The following is a 17,953-nucleotide window of genomic DNA, read 5'->3' on the forward strand; positions in this document are numbered from 1 at the left end:
CGGGCCCCCCCCCCGGGGGGGGGGGGGGGAGCCGTACTCCGTTCAGGGTGCCGCGATCAGTTCACGCTGATCACGGTTCCGTCAGGGGAGGCGTCGCGCCGAGGTCTCACCGGCCGTCGATTCCGATCGCGCGCGCGGTGGCGAGCAGGCTCCCGGCGTTCGGCGACGACGGCCACGCCGTGCGCCCCGGTGTAGTTCACTCCCAGCCCGACGTCGAAGTAGACGTTCAGGTACATCTGGGCGAGGAAGCCGGCGTTGCGGTGGAAGGAATAGCAGCGCAGCGGCAGCGGGTCGGAGCGGTGCAGGTCGACGTCGCAACCCCCTGGGACACGGGCGAAGATGTTTTGTTAGGACTTCTTAAGCCGGAACTCGTGCTTGGGGACGCGGTGAACAACGACGTCTTGGTGGTGCGAAACGAGGAGTTCTGCCTCGTCTGCGACAGGAAGCTTGGCTCGGCTGGGCTCATCCGGTCAGGAGGGTGAAGGAGCCGCGGATCAGGGCGAGCAGCTCGTTCGCGGCCCGCGCCTCGTCGTAGGCGGCACGGGGGTTGGACGTCAGGGCGGTGACGACGTACGTCCGGCCCTCGGCGGAGCGGGCGAGGAAGCCCATGGTCAGGAGCCCGACCTCGGAGCCGCCCTTGTACCACACCGTGGGCCAGCGCTCGCGGTCCAGGCCCAGACCCGCGTCGTTGGCGGACATGACCTTGTTGAGCGGCTCGCTGTCCAGCTTTGCGAGGCCGGCGTAGGCGCGGCAGACGTCGCTCGGAGAGCCGAACCACTCCACCGACGTGACGTGGCGGGGCTCGGTCCACTCCTTCAGGCCCTCCAAGGAAGCCTGGGCGACGGTCGTCTCCAGGAAGCGCCGCCGCTGCTCCCCCTTCAGTCCCGCGTAGGTGTCGGCGAGCCTGGGGTAGTCGGCCGCCTTCAGCAGGACGAACTCCCGCGTGGTGAGGAAGGGGATGTTGAGCGAGGCGTGCGTCGACCACTTGCGTACCTGCGCCTCCACCGCCGCGCGGCCGACCTTCTCCATGAGCAGGTCGGTGGCCGCGTTGTCGCTGATGGAGATCATCAGCTTGGCGGCCTCGCGGAGCGGGACCACGCTGCCGGCGGGCTTCTCGTAGAGGACGCCGGGCGGGATCCGGACCCGGTCGGTGATCGTGAGCGGGGTGTCCCAGGAGAGCTTCCCGGCGCGGATCCGCTCCGCGACGGCGCCCAGCACGTACAGCTTGAAGAGCGACCCGGTCGGCCGGGCCACGGCGGGTGAGATCGCGTGCACCGGACGGCAGGAGCCGTCGGCGGTGATCTCGGCCGCGAGGAAGCCGACGTCCGGGGCGACGGCACGCAGGCGGGTGTCGATCTCGTCCCAGCTCGCCGGCATGGGAGCGGCGGACGGCTGGTCCGCGGCCGACAGCAGGAGCTTGTCGATCTTCCCGGCGGAGTCGACGGCGATCGAGAGCGTCAGCGGCTCGCCGTCGACCATCACGCGGCCGACAAGAGAGGTGGGCTTCACCTCCGTCAGGCGGTCGAGGCGCAACTCGGAGAGCCGTCCGAACAGCTCGTTCAGCTTGTCCGGCGGGACCTGGGAGAGGAAGCCGGCGCTCAGGTGCGCGGTCAGCTGGTCCTCGGGGATGGGCGGCTTGGCGGCGGCGGCCAGGAACCAGCGGAGCTGGTCGCCCACCGGCGTGGCCGGGATGGCCGCCTGCGCGGCGGGCGAAGCCGTCGCGGTCGAGGAGGGAGCGGTGCGTTGCCGCTCGGGCGCCGTGCCGCACGCCGCGAGGGCGAGGGTCGCCGCGACGAGCGGGATCAGAGCGCGCGCCGGACGGGGTCGGATGTGCATGCGAGAACCTCGGTCTGGGAAAAGGGGACGGGCGCCGTCGCGGCCCCGGTCAGGGGACCGAGATCGACGCCTGCCCACCATGCTTCCGGCGGCGGCCCCGGGGTTCCTCGGCTCGCAGATCCATTACGCGGTGCGACTTTCGCCGCGATCATCGGCGCGGAGACTACGACGATGGTGGTAGGCGCCCCCTCCGTACCGACGAGCCGGGTGCCGCCCTTCTCCCCCCGTGGAAGGCCCGGTTTCGAGCGCCTTACCAGGGCGGACGACGGCTCGAGGGGCGCCCGGACGTGTCCGGAAATATGGAAGTATGACCGGATGAGCAATCGCGAGCCGTCCCGGGCCTTGCTGATCACGGGAACCGTGGGCGCGGGCAAGACCTCGGCGGCCGAGGCGGTCGGTGAGCTGCTCGCCGACGCCGGGGTACCCAACGCCGTCGTCGACCTCGACTGGCTCGGCCAGTCCTGGCCCACCCCTCCGGGCGATCCGTTCAACCTCGAGATGACCGTCCGCAACCTGCGCGCCGTCGCGCGCAACTACTGGGACGCCGGGGTCGAACGGCTCGTCCTGGCCGGGGTGGCGGAGACCGGGGAGGAGCGTGCGCGGTACCGCGAGGCGGTCGGCGTCGACCTCGCGGTGTGCCGGATCCGCGTCGAGATCCCCGTCGTCCACCGGCGGCTCGAACGACGCCACGAGGGACAGGAAGCCGATCTGCGCTGGCATCTCGACCGCTCGGGACAGCTCGACCGGATCCTGACCGACGCGCAGGTCGAGGACGTCGTCGTCGACGCCACCGATCTCGCCGTACCGGACGTGGCGGCCGCCGTGCTCAAGGCGGTCGACTGGTAGGGCGGGTACGGACCTCACCCCCACAGCCGAACGTCCCCGTGACATGACGACGGCCACCACGTGATCGGTGGATCGCGTGGTGGCCTGTCCTGCTTCAACGGAGGGGCCGAGGTGATGTCACATGCCCCCCGCGGGTTCCACCTTGGTGACTCCTCCGCTCCCTGAAGGGAGCGGCTTCTCGCTTCCCTCGGCCGAGGTAGGCGACGGACAAGCCCTGCCCGTTTCGAACAACAGAACCATATCAAGGAAGCGATTCCCCTGCCGGGTAAACCTGGCAGTCCTCTCGCTAGATCTGATGGGCGGGATCCGCTTCAGGCAGGCGGTCGGTCCGGGGGTTCCCTTGGCGATGAAACCGGCGATGATGCCAGAGACACAGCCGCTGGGGTCCAGGTCGGGGACGTGGCCCAGGTTCGGTACGGAGATGAGCCTTGATCGCGTGAACCTGCGGGCCACCTTGGCGGCGTCGGAGTCCGGGGTGATCGCGTCCAGGTCGCCGGTGAGCACCAGGGTCGGGACGTCGGGGAAGTCGTCGCTGACAGGGGAGGGCCGGGTCGCGGTCCCGCGTGGCCACTCCAGGCAGATGTCGCCCGACCAGAAGGTGGCCGCGGCCGAGGCCGCCGGGCTGAAGGCGCCGAAGTCGGCGGGGTCGGTGCGGGCCAGCGCTTGGTCGTACTGCCGGCGCCGCTGGGCCGGAGAGGCGTCCACGGACCAGGCTCTGGGGTAGTCGTTGCACGCCACGCTGATGCCCAGGGAGGAGTTCGGCTCCTCCCCTCCGTCCCCGAGCACCTCCTGGACGGCGGCGGTCAGCAGCGTGAAATCGCCGCGTGCGGCGTCGTGCAACAGGGCCGGGAAGGCGCCGATCAGCGAGGACGCCCGGGGGTCCGCCCCGGCTCCACTGGTGGAGTTCTGGATGGCCAGCCGGGTGAGCCACTCCTCGCCGAACTTCACGACGCGCTTCCCGGCACCGACCTTGACCGACAGGGTGACCGGTTCCTTCCTGACCGCGGCGGCGAATGTCCGCAGGTCACGTACGGCGGCGGCGCCGTCACACGCCTTGCTCCGCTCGCAGATCCGGCGCAGGGTCGTCGTGAAGGCGCGGGCGTTGGGCCGCTGGAAGGTGTCGAAGTCGAGCGGGAGCACCCCCGACAGCATGATCGACCTGACCTGCCGGGGATGGCGCTGGGCGTAGATCTGCATCAGGTAGGTGCCGTAGGACTCACCGACCAGATCGAGCTTGACGGCCCCGAGCCGGGCCCGTACCGCGTCGAGGTCGTCGGCGGTCGCGGCGGAGGTGTAGCCCCCGGCGCGCGGTCCCAGACTGCTCCCGCAGCGGGCGACGGCCGTACGCCGCTCCTGGGGTGTGCCCAGGAGGTCGGCGGTGGTGATGCCGCAGTCCAGGGCGCTGGACACGCCCGTACCCCGGGGATCGACGAGCAGCAGGTCGTGATCGGCCAGTAGCGGCGTGAGCAGGCCGACGTAGGCCGCGGTGAGGGGGAGCGCCGGGTTGCCGGGACCCCCGGGGTTGACGGCGATGGTCCCGGTGGCGGGACGGTCCAGCGCGCTGCGCCGTACGACGGCGTAGCCGACCGAGATGGTGCCCAGGTCCGGCCTGTCCGCCACCAGCGGGCGGGTGATCGTGTCGCACTCCACCCGGTGTCCGGGGACCTCGGGACACCAGGACTCTGCGGCCGCGGCGGCCGACGGGGCGGCGCCGAGCAGGGCAACTCCGGTGATGGCCACGGACGCCAGCGCCGTGGTCCGCTTGGTTACTGAACGCATGGCATCCACGATCGGGCCTGTCCGGTGTCCGGATCATCCTGCCAGGGAGCCGAACTCGCGCCCCCTTCTCCTGCAAGGGGCGTAGAACCAGGGGCCGAGTCGCCCAGCTCAAGCACCTCGATTCGCGTCTGGTCAGTGAATCGAGGATGGACGGGTTTCGGGGGGCGGGGGCGCGGCCGACGAAGTCGGCGATGAGCCGCCGGGTGATCGGCGGCGCCAGGAGCGCCTCTCCTGCCGCGACCACCTCGATCGCCGCCACCAGTTCCCGGGGCGGGACGTCCTTGAGCAGGAATCCGGTGGCTCCGGCCCGGAGTCCCGCGTACACGTATTCGTCCAGGTCGAAGGTGGTCAGGATGAGCACCTTCACCTCGGGGTCGGCCGCGGTGATCCGACCATCCGCAGGCTGGCGCACACCAGCCGTTCGTAGGCGACGACCACCCGGAGCCTCACGACACCGCCGTCGCGGGGATCGGCACGAGTGGCCTCGGCTCTGACGGGGAAGGCGCACGAGGACGACCTGGACCGGTGTGGCCGGCTTCCGGGCGGGTGTCAGAAACGGGGCTCATCGGCGGCTGAGGTATGTGAGGACTGCGAGGACGCGGCGGTGGCCGCTGTCGGCCGGCGAAAGGCCGAGCTTGGTGAAGATGTTGCCGATGTGCTTGTGGACGGCGTTGTCGGTGATGACGAGCCGGGCCGCGATTGTGGCGTTGTCCTTTCCCTCGGCCATCAGGGCGAGCACTTGGCGTTCGCGCGGCGTGAGGGCGGCGATCGGGTCGTGGGCGTGCCGCGTGAGGAGTTGCGCGATCACCTCGGGGTCCATGACGGTGCCGCCGGCGGCGACCCGCCGCAGGGCGTCGATGAACTCGCTCACCCGGCTCACCCGGTCCTTGAGGAGGTAGCCGACACCGCCGCGTCCATCGGAGATCAGCTCGCCGGCGTATTGCTGCTCGACGTACTGGGAGAGGACGAGCACGGGCAGGCCGGCATGCTGGCGGCGGGCGTGGAGTGCGGCGTGGATGCCCTCGTCGCGGAAGGTCGGCGGTAGTCGTACGTCGACGATGGTGATGTCGGGCCGGTGTTCGGTGACGGCGGTGATGAAGCCGGGGGCGTCCTGGGCTATCGCGGCGACGTGGAAGCCCTTGGCGGTCAGCAGGAGTTCCAGTCCACTGGACAGCAGGACGTTGTCCTCGGCGATCACGACGCGCATGGCAGGCTCACAGTGATCGTGGTCGGGCCGCCGGTGGGGCTGTCGATGCGGATGGTGCCGTCGAGTGCCAGGACGCGGTGGCGGATTCCGGCGATGCCGGTGCCCAGCGTCTCGTCGGCGCCGCCGATCCCGTCGTCGGTGACCTCGATCGACAGCCGGTCACCGACGCGTGCGACGCGGACGGCGGTCCGGGTGGCCTGGCTGTGCTTGGCAGCGTTGGTCAGCGTCTCGGCGATGGTGAAGTAGGCCACGGCCTCGACCGCGGCGGGGATCGCGCCGAGGTCGCCGATATCGAGGGTGGTGTCGATTGCCGATCGTGCCCCCAGGGAGGTCAGCGCGCCGGCGAGGCCGCGGTCGGCGAGGATCGGCGGGTAGATCGTCCGGATCACCACACGAAGCTCCGCCATGGCCTCCTCGGCACCCTCATGCGCTTCCCTCAGGAGTCTGTCCACCGTCTGGGGGTCCTCGCTCAGCGACTCACGGGCCGCGCCCAGCCGCATCGCGATGGCCACCAGCCGAGCCTGGGTGCCGTCGTGCAGGGCGCGTTCGATCCGGCGGAGTTCCGCGCCGTGCGCGTTCATGGCGCCGGCCCGAGTCTCGGTCAGCGTCTCCACACGCTGCGCCAACCGCTCGGCGGTCGAGGGGGACAGCAACGCAACACAGATCCGGGCGTGCAGGCGCGCCAGCAGTGGAACCAGCCAGTAGGTCAGGGCCGCGAAGATGAGGAACTGTACGGTCCCCAGGGTCAACGCCGTGCCCCACCCGGACAGCGGAACACCGGCGGCGAAGCCGCCCGCAGGGGTGCCGGCGGGCAACGCCCACCACAGGGGCACCGTGACGGCCGTGGCCACCGCGTTGCCCGCGCACACCACCACGACGAGCCCGAACGCCAGACTGGTCACGATGCATGTGCACAGCCACCCGAGAACACGCCACGTACCGACACGGACGGGACCAGAACGCGGAGAAAGCAGCAACCGGTCGGCGCGGCGACGATGCCAGGACGCCCAGGCGCGAGCCATCATCGGGACGATGAGTACGGGCAGCGCGAACAGGGCGACCACAGCGGTGAACAGGCTTCCCAGCAGATAGCCCAGGCCGCGCCACATCGCCGAAAGCCGGTTGGCCCCATGGTGGTTCATCCGCACAAGTCTGAGCCATGGCGACCGGGCCTGGCACTACAGCCCACTACCCCTTTTTCTCGCTAGTGAGCTGTATCGTCCGCTTCCCCCCGCCAGACCTAGCGTCAACGCCCATGACGAGTTCACCGATTCATTCACCGCGGCGGCGCGGCCGATCCTTCCCACGGAGCCTGGCTCTGGCCGCCATCGTGGCCGGAACCCTCTCTACCAGCGTGCCCGGCGCGAGCGCCGCCGGCCAGCGCGACGACCAGGCCCGGATTCAGCGGGACGCCGATGCGATCACCGCACTCGGCGTGACGGGAGTGCAGGTCCGCCTGGTCACCCCTGGCGGCCGGAACCTGACCGCCACCAGCGGCATCGCCGACCTGAAGACCCGGCGGCCGGTCCCTCGGAACGGCTACTTCCGGATCGCCAGCGTCACCAAGACGTTCGTGGCTACCGTGATCCTGCAGTTGGCCGGCGACGGCAAGCTCTCCCTGGACGACACGGTCGAGCGATGGCTGCCCGGTGTGGTGTCCGGAAACGGCAATGACGGCCGCGCGATCACCATCCGCCAACTGCTCCAGCACACCAGCGGCATCCACGACGACTACCCCGACTACACCTCGGCGGAGAACTTCTACCAGCACCGATACGACACCTACACACCCGAGCAGACCGTCGCCCGGGCGATGCGCCACCGCCCGGACTTCCGGCCAGGAAAGGACTGGAGTTACTCCAACACCGGCTACGTCCTGCTCGGCTTGATCATCCAGCGGGTCACCGGGCACCCCTGGCATAAGGAGGTACAGGATCGGATCGTCCGGCCGCTCGGCCTCGATCACACCTTCTTGCCGGGTACTTCACCCAAGTTGCCCCAGCCACACGCCAAGACCTACCAGAGGTTCCGGCCCGGCGAACCACTCGTGGACGTCACCGAGCAGGCCAGCCTGGTCAGCAATGGAGAGGCCGGACTCGTCTCCACGACCGCCGACCTCAACCGATTCTTCCGCGCCCTGCTCGGCGGCCGACTCCTGCCCCCGACGCAGATGGCGCAGATGAAACAGACCATTCCAGTCGGCAAGAAGTTCGAACCGCTCATGCCGGGCGCACGTGACGGGCTGGGGGTCTTCTCACGCCCGCTGTCGTGTGGCGGCAGGTACTGGGGCCATGAGGGCGGTGACTCCGGCTGGATCAGCGCCGTCGGTGTCACCGCCGACGGCCGGCGCAGCGTCACTGTCTCGTTGTCGGGCGTACTCGCCGAATCGGCGGACCACGTCCTGCGCGTGGAACAGGCCGAGAGCAAGCTGGTCGACGACGCGCTGTGCACGACCCCGAACGCCGACAGCGGCGCGAGCACCTCCTGAGCGCGCGGCGGCTCCAGCGGCCGCAAGTCGATCAGCGTCGAATTTCCTCCGGGGCGGGGCCGATACGGGTTCGGCCCCGCCCCTCGTTCGCGGCGCTCCCGGTACGCTCCCGGTACGCTCCCGGTCAGCCGGCGGTCACCGGCGCGTGCTCCCGGAGCAGGGCGATGACCTTGCGCATCCACGCCGGGTGCGCCGGCCAGGCGAGGCCGGAGACGAGGTTGTCGTCGATCACCACCTCGTCGCCCGAGTACAGGGCCCCGGCGGCCTCCAGGTCGGCCGCGATGGTGGGCCAGCCCGCCGTACGGCGGCCCTTGAGGGCTCCGGTCGCGGCGAGGATCAGCGGACCGTGGCACTGGACCGCGATGACCTTCCGCTCGCCGACGAAGTGGTCGACGATGCGCCGCACGTGCGTGTCGTAGCGGAGGTACTCGGGGGCGCGCCCGCCGGGGATGACGAGGGCGACGTAGTCCTCGGGCCGCACGTCGCAGAGGGCGATGTCGGCGTCCCAGAGGTATCCGGCCTTCTCGGTGTAGGTGTCGAAGCCCTCCTCGAAGTCGTGGACCACGAGCTGGATCTTCTTCTTGGTGGGGGCGGCGAGGTGGACCTCGTAGCCCTCCTCCAGCAGGCGCTGGTGGGGGTAGACGGTCTCCAGTGCCTCGGAGGCGTCGCCGGCGATGATGAGCACGCGTGCCATGGGTCTCTCCTGCGGGGTGGTGGAAACGGGCCGGGAGGCGCTCCCGGCCCGGGGGTTATCGCCTGACGGCGGTCGCGGTGATCTCGACGAGCTGGCCCGGGTGCAGCAGCCGCTGCACCTGCACCCAGGTCGCCGCCGGTGGCGCCGATCCGAAACTGGAGCGGAACAGGTCGGCGTGCGCGGTGAGCCCGTCGATGTCGGTGGTGTAGACGGTGACCGACACGACGTCGGCCAGGCTCGCGCCGACCTCCTCGAGGGAGCGGCGCAGGACGTCCAGCTCGAACTCGGTCTGACCGCGCAGGTCGCCGGGGCAGACGAGTTCGAGGGCGTCCACCTCGCCGCGCAGCGGCGTCATCCCGGACAGGTGGATCGTGTCGCCGACGACCACGGTCTGGGCGAAGGCGAAGGTGTCGAAGACCGACGTGCCCAGGTAGGCGGGCGCGGGGGGATGGGTGGGCATGAGCATCCCTTCTGTGGTCGCTCGTTGGGTGATGCGTGGGATGGCGGGGTGCCTCCAGCGCGCCTCCACGGCGCGGCTTCACGGCGCGCCTCGGAGGATGGGCGGGAGCGCGGACCGTCGCCGGTCGGTCAGAGGTCGAGGACCAGGCGCGGAGACGCGCAGCGCGAGACGCAGAGCATCATGCTGGCCCCGGCGGCGCGCTCGTCGGCCGAGAGCACCGAGTCCCGGTGGTCGGGGCTGCCCGCGAGCACCTTCGTCTCGCAGGAGCCGCAGGTGCCCTGGTAGCAGCTGCCGATGTCGGCCACGCCGGCGTTCTCGACCACGTCGAGGATCGACGTCCCCGCCGGCACGAGGAGCGTGACGCCGGAGCGGGCCAGCTCGACCTCGAAGTCACGGTCGGCGGCCGGGTCTCCGGCCACCTCCGCGGGGGTGAAACGCTCGACGTGGAGCGTTCCCGACGGCCAGACGGGGCGGTGCCCCTCCACCGCGAGGATGAGGCCGGGGGGCCCGCAGCAGTACACCACGGTCCCCTCCGCGAGCCCGTCCAGCTCCGCGGCCAGGTCGAGCCGGCCGTACTCGTCCTCTGGGCGGATCTTGACCCGGTCGCCGTACGCGGCGAGCTCGCCGAGGAACGCCAAGGACGATCGGTGGCGGCCGCCGTAGAGCAGGGTCCACGGCACGCCGGCCCGCTCCGCGTGGTCGATCATCGGGATCAGGGGGGTCACCCCGATGCCGCCGGCGATGAACAGGTAGCGCGGCGCGGTGACGAGGGCGAAGGCGTTGCGCGGCCCGCCGACGGGGACCGGCTCGCCGACCCGGAGCGCGTCGTGGACCCACTCCGACCCTCCTCGCCCTCCGGGTTCGCGGAAGACCGCGACGCGCCACTCGTCGGCGCGGCGCGGGTCTCCGCAGAGCGAGTACTGGCGGACGCCCGCGGGCGTGTGCAGGTCCACGTGCGCGCCCGGCTCCCATGAGGGCAGCGGCGTGCCGAGGGGGTCGACCAGGGTGACGGAGAGGACGTCGTCGGCCTCCCATCGCATCTGGCGGACGCGTAGCTCCCTCATCGCGTCCCTCCGTGCCGGGAAGCGGGGTCAGTTGATGAAGTCACGGGACGGATGCGTCCGCGGGAAGTCGCGGACGTACTGCAGGAACCGGTTGAGCGCCTTGTCGCTGCGGGTGGTGGTGCCCGGCCGGAAGTGGATCGTGTTCAGCACCGGGCGGTCGTCGTCGACGATGCTCTCCTCGAGGGCCTGGATGGCGTCGAGGAACGCCTCGGTGTCGCCCTGCTCGGCGTCGGCCTCGCGGGCCGCCAGCACCATGAACGAGGTGATCGCGCCGGGGTAGGGGATGCCGAAGGGCATGATGAACCCGAACCAGCGGCCGTTGACCGAGCCCGACTGGTAGAAGAGGTTCGTTCCTGTGATGCCGATCTCGTACGAGATGGGGTCGCCCGAGGGCAGCCGCCCCTCGAAGGCGTAGCGGAACGAGTGGTCGGTCCAGGTGAAGTCGTCGGGGTCGGGGTCCCCGTTGTCGAACGTGATCTTGTGCAGCGCCTTGATGTGCTGGACGTCCGGCGTGTTCGCGCAGAAGACCCAGGGATCGACGGGGAAGACGTCGTCCAGCTCCAGGGTCCGTACGGCGAGCTCACCGTCGGGGAACGGGAACTCGGGCAGGTCGAAGGTGGGGGTCTCGCCGTTGAACGCCCACACCAGCCCGTACCGCTCCTGGACGGGGAAGGAGAAGAGCCGGGCGCGGGGCGGGGCGGGGTCGCCGCACCCGGTGGCCACGCACGCGCCCGAGCCGTCGAAGCGCCAGTGGTGGAACGCGCAGCGGAGCTCCCCGTCCTGGACGTCGCCCACCGACAGGTCGGCGCCGAGGTGCGGGCAGTACGCGCTCAGCACCCGCGCCGCGCCGTCGGCTCCCCGGTACACGACGACCTTGCCGTCCAGGAAGCCGCGCCCGACGACCTTTCCGGCGGGCACCTCGGAGGACATGCAGATCGGGAACCAGGATCGGGAGAATCCGCCCTCTCCCTCCGGGGGGACCGGCGGCGCGAGGACGCGCCGGGCCGGGGAGGCGGAACGCTCGATGGGGGCTGCGGACATGGAGACTCCCTATCCCGCACGAGGGGCGGTCGCAGACGTCCGGGAGACAGGCCGGCTCCCGGAAGGAAGGAGAGTTAGAGTAAAAGCTCTAACCGCTTGTCTGGAGTATTAGCTCTAAAAGTGGCGCTGTCAACGATGGCGGCGTATCTGTATCCAGGTCCGCGTCCCGGCGAGGCCGGTGACGAGAAGCGCGATGAGCGGAGGTCAAGGACGGATGGCGGGCACCAAGGAGCGGATCCTCGACGGGAGCCTGGAACTGTTCAACAACAGAGGCGTGCAGGCGGTGACGACCAACCACATCGCGGACCACCTGAACATGAGCCCGGGGAACCTCTACTACCATTTCCGCAGCAAGGAGCACATCATCCGCTCCCTGTTCGAGCGGATCGACGCCGACGCCCGTGCCGTCATGGCCCCCCTGCCGACGCCGGTGAGCCCTCAGCAGTGGGCCGAGGTGTTCCTGCACGGCCTGGACACGGTCTGGCGGTATCGCTTCTTCTTCGCCAACATCGTCGAGATCGCGGGCCGGGACGACATGCTCGCGTCCCGGCTGCGGGCGCTGACCCGGTGGATCCTCGACTGGACGACCGGCGCGATCGACGCCCTGATCGAGCAGGGCTCCATGACGCCCCTCGCCCCCGGCGACCGGCGGCGGCTGGCGGAGAACGTCTTCATCATCATCTGGAACTGGACCAGCTACGCGGTGGCGTTCCGGGGGGAGAGCCGGCTGCACGAGATCGACGCGCGGGAGGGCGTGCTCCACTCCATGCTGCTGCTCATGCCGTACTTCGAGCCCGAGTTCGCCGAGCGGGTACGCGCCGCGATCGACCGGACCACGGTCGGCTGATCGGTCCGCCGGGGGCGGCACCGGTGCCCGGTCGTCCGGGCACCGGTACGCGCTCAGGCCTCGACGCTGCTCATGTCCGCGTAGCGCGTGCCGCGCACCGCGTCGGCGGGTACGGCCGACTCCAGCGCGGTGAGCTGGTCCGGCGTCAGCGTGATGCCGGCGGCCGCGGCGTTCTCCTCCAGGTAGCGGAGCCGCTTGGTGCCCGGGATCGGCACGATGTCGTCACCCTGCGCGAGCAGCCACGCCAGGGACAACTGGGCCGGGGTGATCCCGGCCGCCTCGGCGATCTTCCGGACCTCGGCGACCAGGGCGGCGTTGTGCGCGGCGTTCTCGCCCTGGTTGCGCGGTGCCCACTTGCGGAAGTCGTCGTCGGGAAGCTGGTCGGCCGGAGGGACGGTGCCGGTGAGGATGCCGCGGCTGATCGGGGAGTAGGCCACGAGCCCGACGCCCAGCTCGCGCGCGGTGGGCAGGATCTCCTTCTCCAAACCCCGGGTGAACAGGGAGTACTCGCTCTGCAGGGCGGCGATCGGGTGGACGTCGTTCGCCCTGCGCAGCGTCTCCGCGCTCACCTCGGACAGGCCGAGATGCCTGACCTTGCCCTGCCGTACGAGCTCGGACATGGCGCCGACGGACTCCTCGACGGGCACGTCGGGGTTGCGGCGGTGCATGTAGTACAGGTCGATGTGGTCGACGCCGAGCCGCCGGAGGGAGGCGTCGCATGCGGCCCTGATGTACTCGGGTGTGTTGTCGATGGAACGGACGTTTCCGTCACGCCTGACGCCGAACTTGGTGGCCAGTACGACCTCGTCCCTGCGGTCCCTGACGGCCCGGCCGACGAGGTCCTCGTTGTGTCCGGTGCCGTACATGTCGGCGGTGTCCAGGAAGTTCATGCCCAGATCGAGTGCCCGGTGGATGACGGCGATCGACTCCTTCTCGTCGGCCGGGCCGTAGAACTCCGACATGCCCATGCAGCCGAGGCCGAGTGCCGAGACCTCCGGGCCGCCCTTTCCGAGTGTCCGCTTGATCATGCTGTCTCCCGGTAAGTTCTGATCTTGTAGTCCAGGGCCGACAGGTCCTGGGTGAGTTCGGCGATCCGGGCCGCGACCTTCTCGCGGTGCCGTTCCAGCATCCGGCGGCGCTCCCCGGCGGTGTGCGCGCCCGCGCGGAGCAACTGGGCGTAGCGGCACATGTCGGCGATCGACATGCCGGTGGAGCGCAACTTCGTGAGGAAGTCGAGCCACCCGAGGTCCTGCTCGTCGTAGTCGCGGTGTCCGCTGCCGTTCCTGCCGACGGAGTGGATGAGCCCGATCCGCTCGTAGTAGCGCAGCGTGTGCGCGCTCAGCCCCGACCTGCGTGCGGCCTCCTGGATCGTCATGTCTCCAGGGTCGCCCTTAGAGTGCGCTCGAAGTCAAACCGGCACGGCCCCGGCCGCACGTTCGGTGATTCGCGTGGGGCGTCGCAGGTGATCGCGGAACGTCGTCAGGGGGTCAGGGCCGGCAATTTGGGCCTTGACGGCGAACGGCTCGGGCTGTTCCCTGGCAATGAAAGTTAGGAAGCTTTCCTAACCTTGGTGTCCCGCCATGACCAGCCGGACCTGCGCCCGCGCGGGGGAGCGAAGGCGCGCCGTCCGGCGGAGAGGGCTGTCACGGTGTTCCCCCGAAGTCTCCGACGTCCGTCGATCCTCCTGGCCTCGCTGGCCACGCTGGCCGGCTTCCAGCTCGTCGTCTCGGGGCCCGCTTCGGCGGCGACCCGTTACGAGGCGGAGAACGCCACGATCTCGCAGGGGGTCGTGGAGGCGAATCATCTCAACTACTCCGGTACGGGGTTCGTCAACGGTGACAACGTCGCCGGCAGCTACACGCAGTTCACGTTCAACGCGCCCGCGGCGGGCACCGCGACGCTGGTGCTGCGCTACGCCAACGGCACGGGTGCCGCCCGTACGGCCGACGTCGCGCTGAACGGGACCGTGGTGTCGGCCAACCGGTCGTTCGGAGCGACCGCCAACTGGGACACGTGGGCGAACTCGACCCTGACCGCGAACGTGAACGCGGGCGCCAACACGCTCCGGGTGACCGCGACCTCGGCGGGCGGCAACCCCAACCTGGACTACCTGGACGTGACGGTCACGGTCCCCTCGACGGTGTACCAGGCGGAGGACGCGACGCTGTCGCAGGCGTCGGTGGCGACGAACCACACCGGATACACCGGCACCGGGTTCGTCGACTACGTCAACACCATCGGCGGTTACGTCCAGTGGACGGTCACCGCCGCGTCCGCCGGTCCGGCGACGCTGACGATCCGGTACGCCAACGGCACGACCACCGACCGGCCGATGGACATCGCGGTCAACGGGACGGCCATCGGCTCCAGGGCGTACCCCGCCACCGGGAACTGGGACACCTGGGCCGACGACACCGTCACCGCGAATCTGAACGCGGGCGTGAACACGATCCGCGCCACGGCCACCACCGCGGGCGGCGGGCCGAACGTCGACAAGCTCACTGTCACGGCCGCCTCCGGCGACACCCGGCCGCCCACCACGCCCGGCACGCCGTCCTGCGGCGACATCGGCGCCACCGCGCTCACCCTGAGCTGGGGTGCCTCGACCGACGACGTCGGCGTCGTGGCGTACGACATCTACAACGACGGCAACAAGCTGGCCGAGGCCCCGGGCAGCCAGACCTCGACACGTCTGACCGGTCTCACTCCGAACACGCAGTACCGCCTGTCCGTCTTCGGCCGGGACGCGGCCGGCAACGTGTCGATCGGCAGCCCGACCGTGGCGTGCACCACCCTCGCGAGCACCGACACCCGGCCGCCCACCGCCCCGACCGCGCTGACCCAGTCCAACGTCACGGCCACCAGCGCCGACCTCACCTGGACCGGATCGACGGACGACGTCGGGGTCACCTCGTACGAGGTGCGCAGCGGCACCTCGGTGTACAAGACGGTCACGGGCAACCCGCCGGCCACCTCCGCCACCGTCACCGGCCTGGCCTGCGACACGCCGTACGCGCTCACCGTGGTCGCCCTGGACGCCGCGGGCAACGTCTCCGCCGCGAGCGACACGGTGAGCTTCCGGACCCTGGCCTGCGGCGCCGCGGACGGCGGCGTGCCGTCGAGCATCACGACGATCTCGTCCGGCTGGACGATCCCGTGGGGCCTCTACTGGATGCCCGACGGCCAGACGGCGCTCGCCACCGAACGGGACGACAAGGTGACCTCCGGCCAGTTCAAGGTCTTCAAGGTCACCCTGGCCGGGGCCAGGACCCAGGTCGGCACCGTGCCGAACGTGCAGACGACCGGCGGCGAAGGCGGCCTGCTCGGCGTGGCCGTCGACCCGAACTGGGCCTCCAACCACTACGTGTACTTCTTCCACACCGCGTCGGAGGGCAACCGGATCGTCCGGATGACCTACAACGGCACCTCGCTGAGCGGCTACACGATCCTGGTGCAGGGGATCAAGAAGAACAAGTACCACAACGGCGGCCGGCTGGCCTTCGGCCCCGACGGCTACCTGTACGCGAGCACCGGCGACGCGCAGACGTCGAGCCTCGCCCAGGACAAGAGCTCGCTCAACGGCAAGATCCTGCGGATGAAGACCGACGGCACGCCCGCCCCGGGCAACCCGTTCGGGACGCTCGTCTACAGCTACGGCCACCGCAACCCGCAGGGCCTGGCCTTCGACCGCAACGGCAGGCTGTGGGAGGCCGAGTTCGGCGACAGCTCGGCCGACGAGCTCAATCTGATCAAGCCGGGCAACAACTACGGCTGGCCGACCTGTGAGGGCACCTGCAGTGTCTCCGGCATGACCAATCCGAAGACGACCTGGCCGGTGAGCACCGCGTCGCCGAGCGGCATCGCGATCGTCCGCAACGTCATCTACATGGCGGCGCTGCGCGGCGAGCGGCTCTGGCGGATCCCGATCAGCGGCGACACCGAGAACGTCGGCACCGCCACCGCCTACTACGTCGGCGCGTACGGCCGGCTGCGGACCGTGGTCAAGGTCCCCGGTGCCGACCAGCTCTGGCTGACCACCACCAACGCCGACAACAACGGCGGCGCCGCCAACGGCGCGGACAAGATCTTCCGGATCGCCATCAGCTGACGCCCGCCCGCGGGTCCCGGACGGAACGCGTCCGGGACCCGCGCCACCCCCCAACCCAGTAGGAGTGTCACGTGCGCAAGTTGTTCGCATGCGTCCTCGGCGTCGTCCTGGCCGGATCGCTCGGCTCCCTGGCGTCGCCCGCGCAGGGCGCGTCGACCGTGTACCAGGCGGAGGACGCGACGCTGTCGCAGGCGTCGGTGGCGACGAACCACACCGGGTACACCGGCACCGGGTTCGTCGACTACGTCAACACCGCCGGCGGTTACGTCCAGTGGACGGTCACCGCCGCGTCCGCGGGGCCGGCGACGCTGACGTTCCGGTACGCCAACGGCACGACCGCCGACCGGCCGATGGACATCACCGTCAACGGGGCTTCGGCGGGCTCGACGTCCTTCCCGGCCACGGCGAACTGGGACACCTGGGCCGACGCCTCGGTCTCCGCCACCCTCAACGCCGGCGCCAACACGATCCGGGCCACCGCCACCACGGCGACCGGCGGTCCGAACGTCGACAAGCTCACCGTCGTCACCTCGGACACGGGCGGCGGCCCCTCCATGGCGGTCGCGCCGTACGAGTACCTCGGATGGGGCAACCCGCAGCCGCCCGCCAGCGTGATGTCGGCGACCGGCATCACGTGGTTGACGCTCGCCTTCATGCTCTCCGACGGCACATGCAACCCGAAGTGGGACGGCGCTCGCGCCCTCACCGGAGGGGCCGACCAGACCGCGATCAACTCCATCCGTGCGGCCGGCGGCGACATCGTCGTCTCGTTCGGCGGCTGGAGCGGCGCCAAGCTCGGGGAGAAGTGCTCCAGCGCGTCCGCCCTCGCGGGGGCGTACCAGAAGGTGATCAACGCGTACAAGCTGAAGGTCATCGACATCGACATCGAGGACACCGAGTTCACCACCGCGAGCGTGCGGCAGCGCGTCATCGACGCACTGAAGATCGTCAAGACGAACAATCCCGGCATCAAGACGATCATCACGATGGGCACCACGCCGAACGGACCCGATTCGACCGGCGCCGACCTCATCAACCGCGGCGCGGCGGCCGGTCTGGACAACGACGTCTGGACGATCATGCCGTTCGACTTCGGCGGCCACACCGGCACGATGGGCGCCGCCACCGTCAGCGCCATGGAGGGCCTGAAGGCCAAGGTCAAGAGCGCGTACGGCTACAGCGACGCGGTCGCCTACACCCGCATCGGCCTCTCCTCGATGAACGGCAAGACCGACGAGGCCGACGAGACCGTCACGACGACCGACTTCCAGACCATGCTGTCGTACGCGCGGCAGCACCACATCGGCCGCCTGACCTTCTGGTCGGTCAACCGGGACCGGCAGTGCGGCTCCGGCTCCGACGCCGACTCCTGCAGCGGCGTCTCCCAGTCCGCGTACGCCTACACGAAGATCTTCGCCCAGTACACAGGGTGAGCCGACATCGGCATGAGGTCGCGGTGAGGCCACCCGCCCGCAACGGATGGCCTCACGGTGCACCTGCTCGGTCCGCGGCTGCTTGATCATTCCCCCGGCCACAGAACGTCCATCGGGACGGCTCTTCGCGTGCTCCCCCGTGTGGGGGAG

At 70.2% G+C, this 17,953-nt stretch carries 16 protein-coding genes; 6 read left to right on the forward strand and 10 right to left on the reverse strand.

Features of this window, described 5'->3' with window-relative positions; all coding sequences use genetic code 11:
• Nucleotides 1-137: 137 nt before the first annotated feature.
• Nucleotides 138-482, forward strand: a complete 345-nt coding sequence (locus AWQ68_RS43110; RefSeq protein ID WP_066949437.1) for a hypothetical protein — start codon at nt 138-140, stop codon at nt 480-482.
• Here AWQ68_RS43110 and AWQ68_RS35265 read toward each other — a convergent pair.
• Entirely contained in the window at nt 463-1,836 is a 1,374-nt protein-coding gene (locus AWQ68_RS35265) for a serine hydrolase (RefSeq protein ID WP_066949440.1), read from the reverse strand. The genes AWQ68_RS43110 and AWQ68_RS35265 overlap by 20 nt on opposite strands.
• A 315-nt stretch (nt 1,837-2,151) precedes the next feature.
• On the opposite strand from AWQ68_RS35265, the gene AWQ68_RS35270 reads away from it, so the two are divergent.
• A complete protein-coding gene (locus AWQ68_RS35270; RefSeq protein ID WP_066949443.1) occupies nt 2,152-2,682 on the forward strand; it encodes a DEAD/DEAH box helicase family protein in 531 nt (176 codons plus the stop codon).
• A 117-nt stretch (nt 2,683-2,799) separates the two neighbouring features.
• Here the strand turns inward: AWQ68_RS35270 and AWQ68_RS35275 are convergent, their stop codons facing one another.
• The 3 genes from AWQ68_RS35275 to AWQ68_RS35285 all read right to left on the reverse strand — a co-directional run bounded on the left by AWQ68_RS35275 (nt 2,800) and on the right by AWQ68_RS35285 (nt 6,810).
• On the reverse strand, nt 2,800-4,461 hold the full coding sequence (locus tag AWQ68_RS35275; RefSeq protein ID WP_066949446.1) for an alpha/beta fold hydrolase: 1,662 nt from the start codon (nt 4,459-4,461) through the stop codon (nt 2,800-2,802).
• A 562-nt stretch (nt 4,462-5,023) separates the two neighbouring features.
• Entirely contained in the window at nt 5,024-5,668 is a 645-nt protein-coding gene (locus AWQ68_RS35280) for a LuxR C-terminal-related transcriptional regulator (RefSeq protein ID WP_066949449.1), read from the reverse strand.
• Complete coding sequence (locus tag AWQ68_RS35285) at nt 5,656-6,810, reverse strand: sensor histidine kinase (RefSeq protein WP_066949452.1); 1,155 nt, start codon at nt 6,808-6,810, stop codon at nt 5,656-5,658. Before AWQ68_RS35285 ends, AWQ68_RS35280 begins: the two co-directional genes overlap by 13 nt.
• A gap of 188 nt (nt 6,811-6,998) precedes the next feature.
• Between AWQ68_RS35285 and AWQ68_RS35290 the strand changes: the two genes are divergently transcribed.
• Nucleotides 6,999-8,156, forward strand: coding sequence for a serine hydrolase domain-containing protein (locus tag AWQ68_RS35290; RefSeq protein ID WP_245656417.1), 1,158 nt, complete (start codon nt 6,999-7,001; stop codon nt 8,154-8,156).
• A 124-nt stretch (nt 8,157-8,280) separates the two neighbouring features.
• On the opposite strand, the gene AWQ68_RS35295 is transcribed toward AWQ68_RS35290, so the two are convergent.
• The 4 genes from AWQ68_RS35295 to AWQ68_RS35310 form a co-directional block, all read right to left on the reverse strand.
• Entirely contained in the window at nt 8,281-8,850 is a 570-nt protein-coding gene (locus tag AWQ68_RS35295; RefSeq protein ID WP_066949455.1) for a DJ-1/PfpI family protein, read from the reverse strand.
• A 55-nt stretch (nt 8,851-8,905) separates the two neighbouring features.
• The gene (locus AWQ68_RS35300) at nt 8,906-9,310 is read right to left on the reverse strand and encodes a RidA family protein (RefSeq protein WP_066949565.1); all 405 of its coding nucleotides are present in this window, start codon (nt 9,308-9,310) and stop codon (nt 8,906-8,908) included.
• A gap of 128 nt (nt 9,311-9,438) precedes the next feature.
• On the reverse strand, nt 9,439-10,374 hold the full coding sequence (locus tag AWQ68_RS35305) for a PDR/VanB family oxidoreductase (RefSeq protein WP_066949458.1): 936 nt from the start codon (nt 10,372-10,374) through the stop codon (nt 9,439-9,441).
• 27 nt (nt 10,375-10,401) lie between these two features.
• Entirely contained in the window at nt 10,402-11,415 is a 1,014-nt protein-coding gene (locus tag AWQ68_RS35310; protein ID WP_066949461.1) for an aromatic ring-hydroxylating oxygenase subunit alpha, read from the reverse strand.
• Nucleotides 11,416-11,629: 214 nt separating this feature from the next.
• Between AWQ68_RS35310 and AWQ68_RS43815 the strand changes: the two genes are divergently transcribed.
• On the forward strand, nt 11,630-12,262 hold the full coding sequence (locus tag AWQ68_RS43815; RefSeq protein WP_066949464.1) for a TetR/AcrR family transcriptional regulator: 633 nt from the start codon (nt 11,630-11,632) through the stop codon (nt 12,260-12,262).
• A gap of 53 nt (nt 12,263-12,315) precedes the next feature.
• Here AWQ68_RS43815 and AWQ68_RS35320 read toward each other — a convergent pair whose 3' ends face one another.
• Both AWQ68_RS35320 and AWQ68_RS35325 read right to left on the reverse strand, forming a co-directional pair.
• A complete protein-coding gene (locus AWQ68_RS35320; protein ID WP_066949467.1) occupies nt 12,316-13,290 on the reverse strand; it encodes an aldo/keto reductase in 975 nt (324 codons plus the stop codon).
• Nucleotides 13,287-13,637: a MerR family transcriptional regulator gene (locus AWQ68_RS35325; RefSeq protein WP_066949469.1), complete on the reverse strand. Its 351-nt coding sequence runs from the start codon at nt 13,635-13,637 to the stop codon at nt 13,287-13,289. Before AWQ68_RS35325 ends, AWQ68_RS35320 begins: the two co-directional genes overlap by 4 nt.
• Nucleotides 13,638-13,832: 195 nt before the next feature.
• Here AWQ68_RS35325 and AWQ68_RS35330 point away from each other — a divergent pair, with 195 nt between their 5' ends.
• Nucleotides 13,833-16,370: a PQQ-dependent sugar dehydrogenase gene (locus tag AWQ68_RS35330; protein WP_218007177.1), complete on the forward strand. Its 2,538-nt coding sequence runs from the start codon at nt 13,833-13,835 to the stop codon at nt 16,368-16,370.
• Nucleotides 16,371-16,441: 71 nt separating this feature from the next.
• The gene (locus AWQ68_RS35335) at nt 16,442-17,803 is read left to right on the forward strand and encodes a CBM35 domain-containing protein (RefSeq protein ID WP_066949472.1); all 1,362 of its coding nucleotides are present in this window, start codon (nt 16,442-16,444) and stop codon (nt 17,801-17,803) included.
• The last annotated feature ends 150 nt before the right edge of the window (nt 17,804-17,953 follow it).

Source organism: Microtetraspora fusca (assembly GCF_001570365.1).
In the GTDB taxonomy this organism is placed as follows: domain Bacteria; phylum Actinomycetota; class Actinomycetes; order Streptosporangiales; family Streptosporangiaceae; genus Microtetraspora; species Microtetraspora fusca.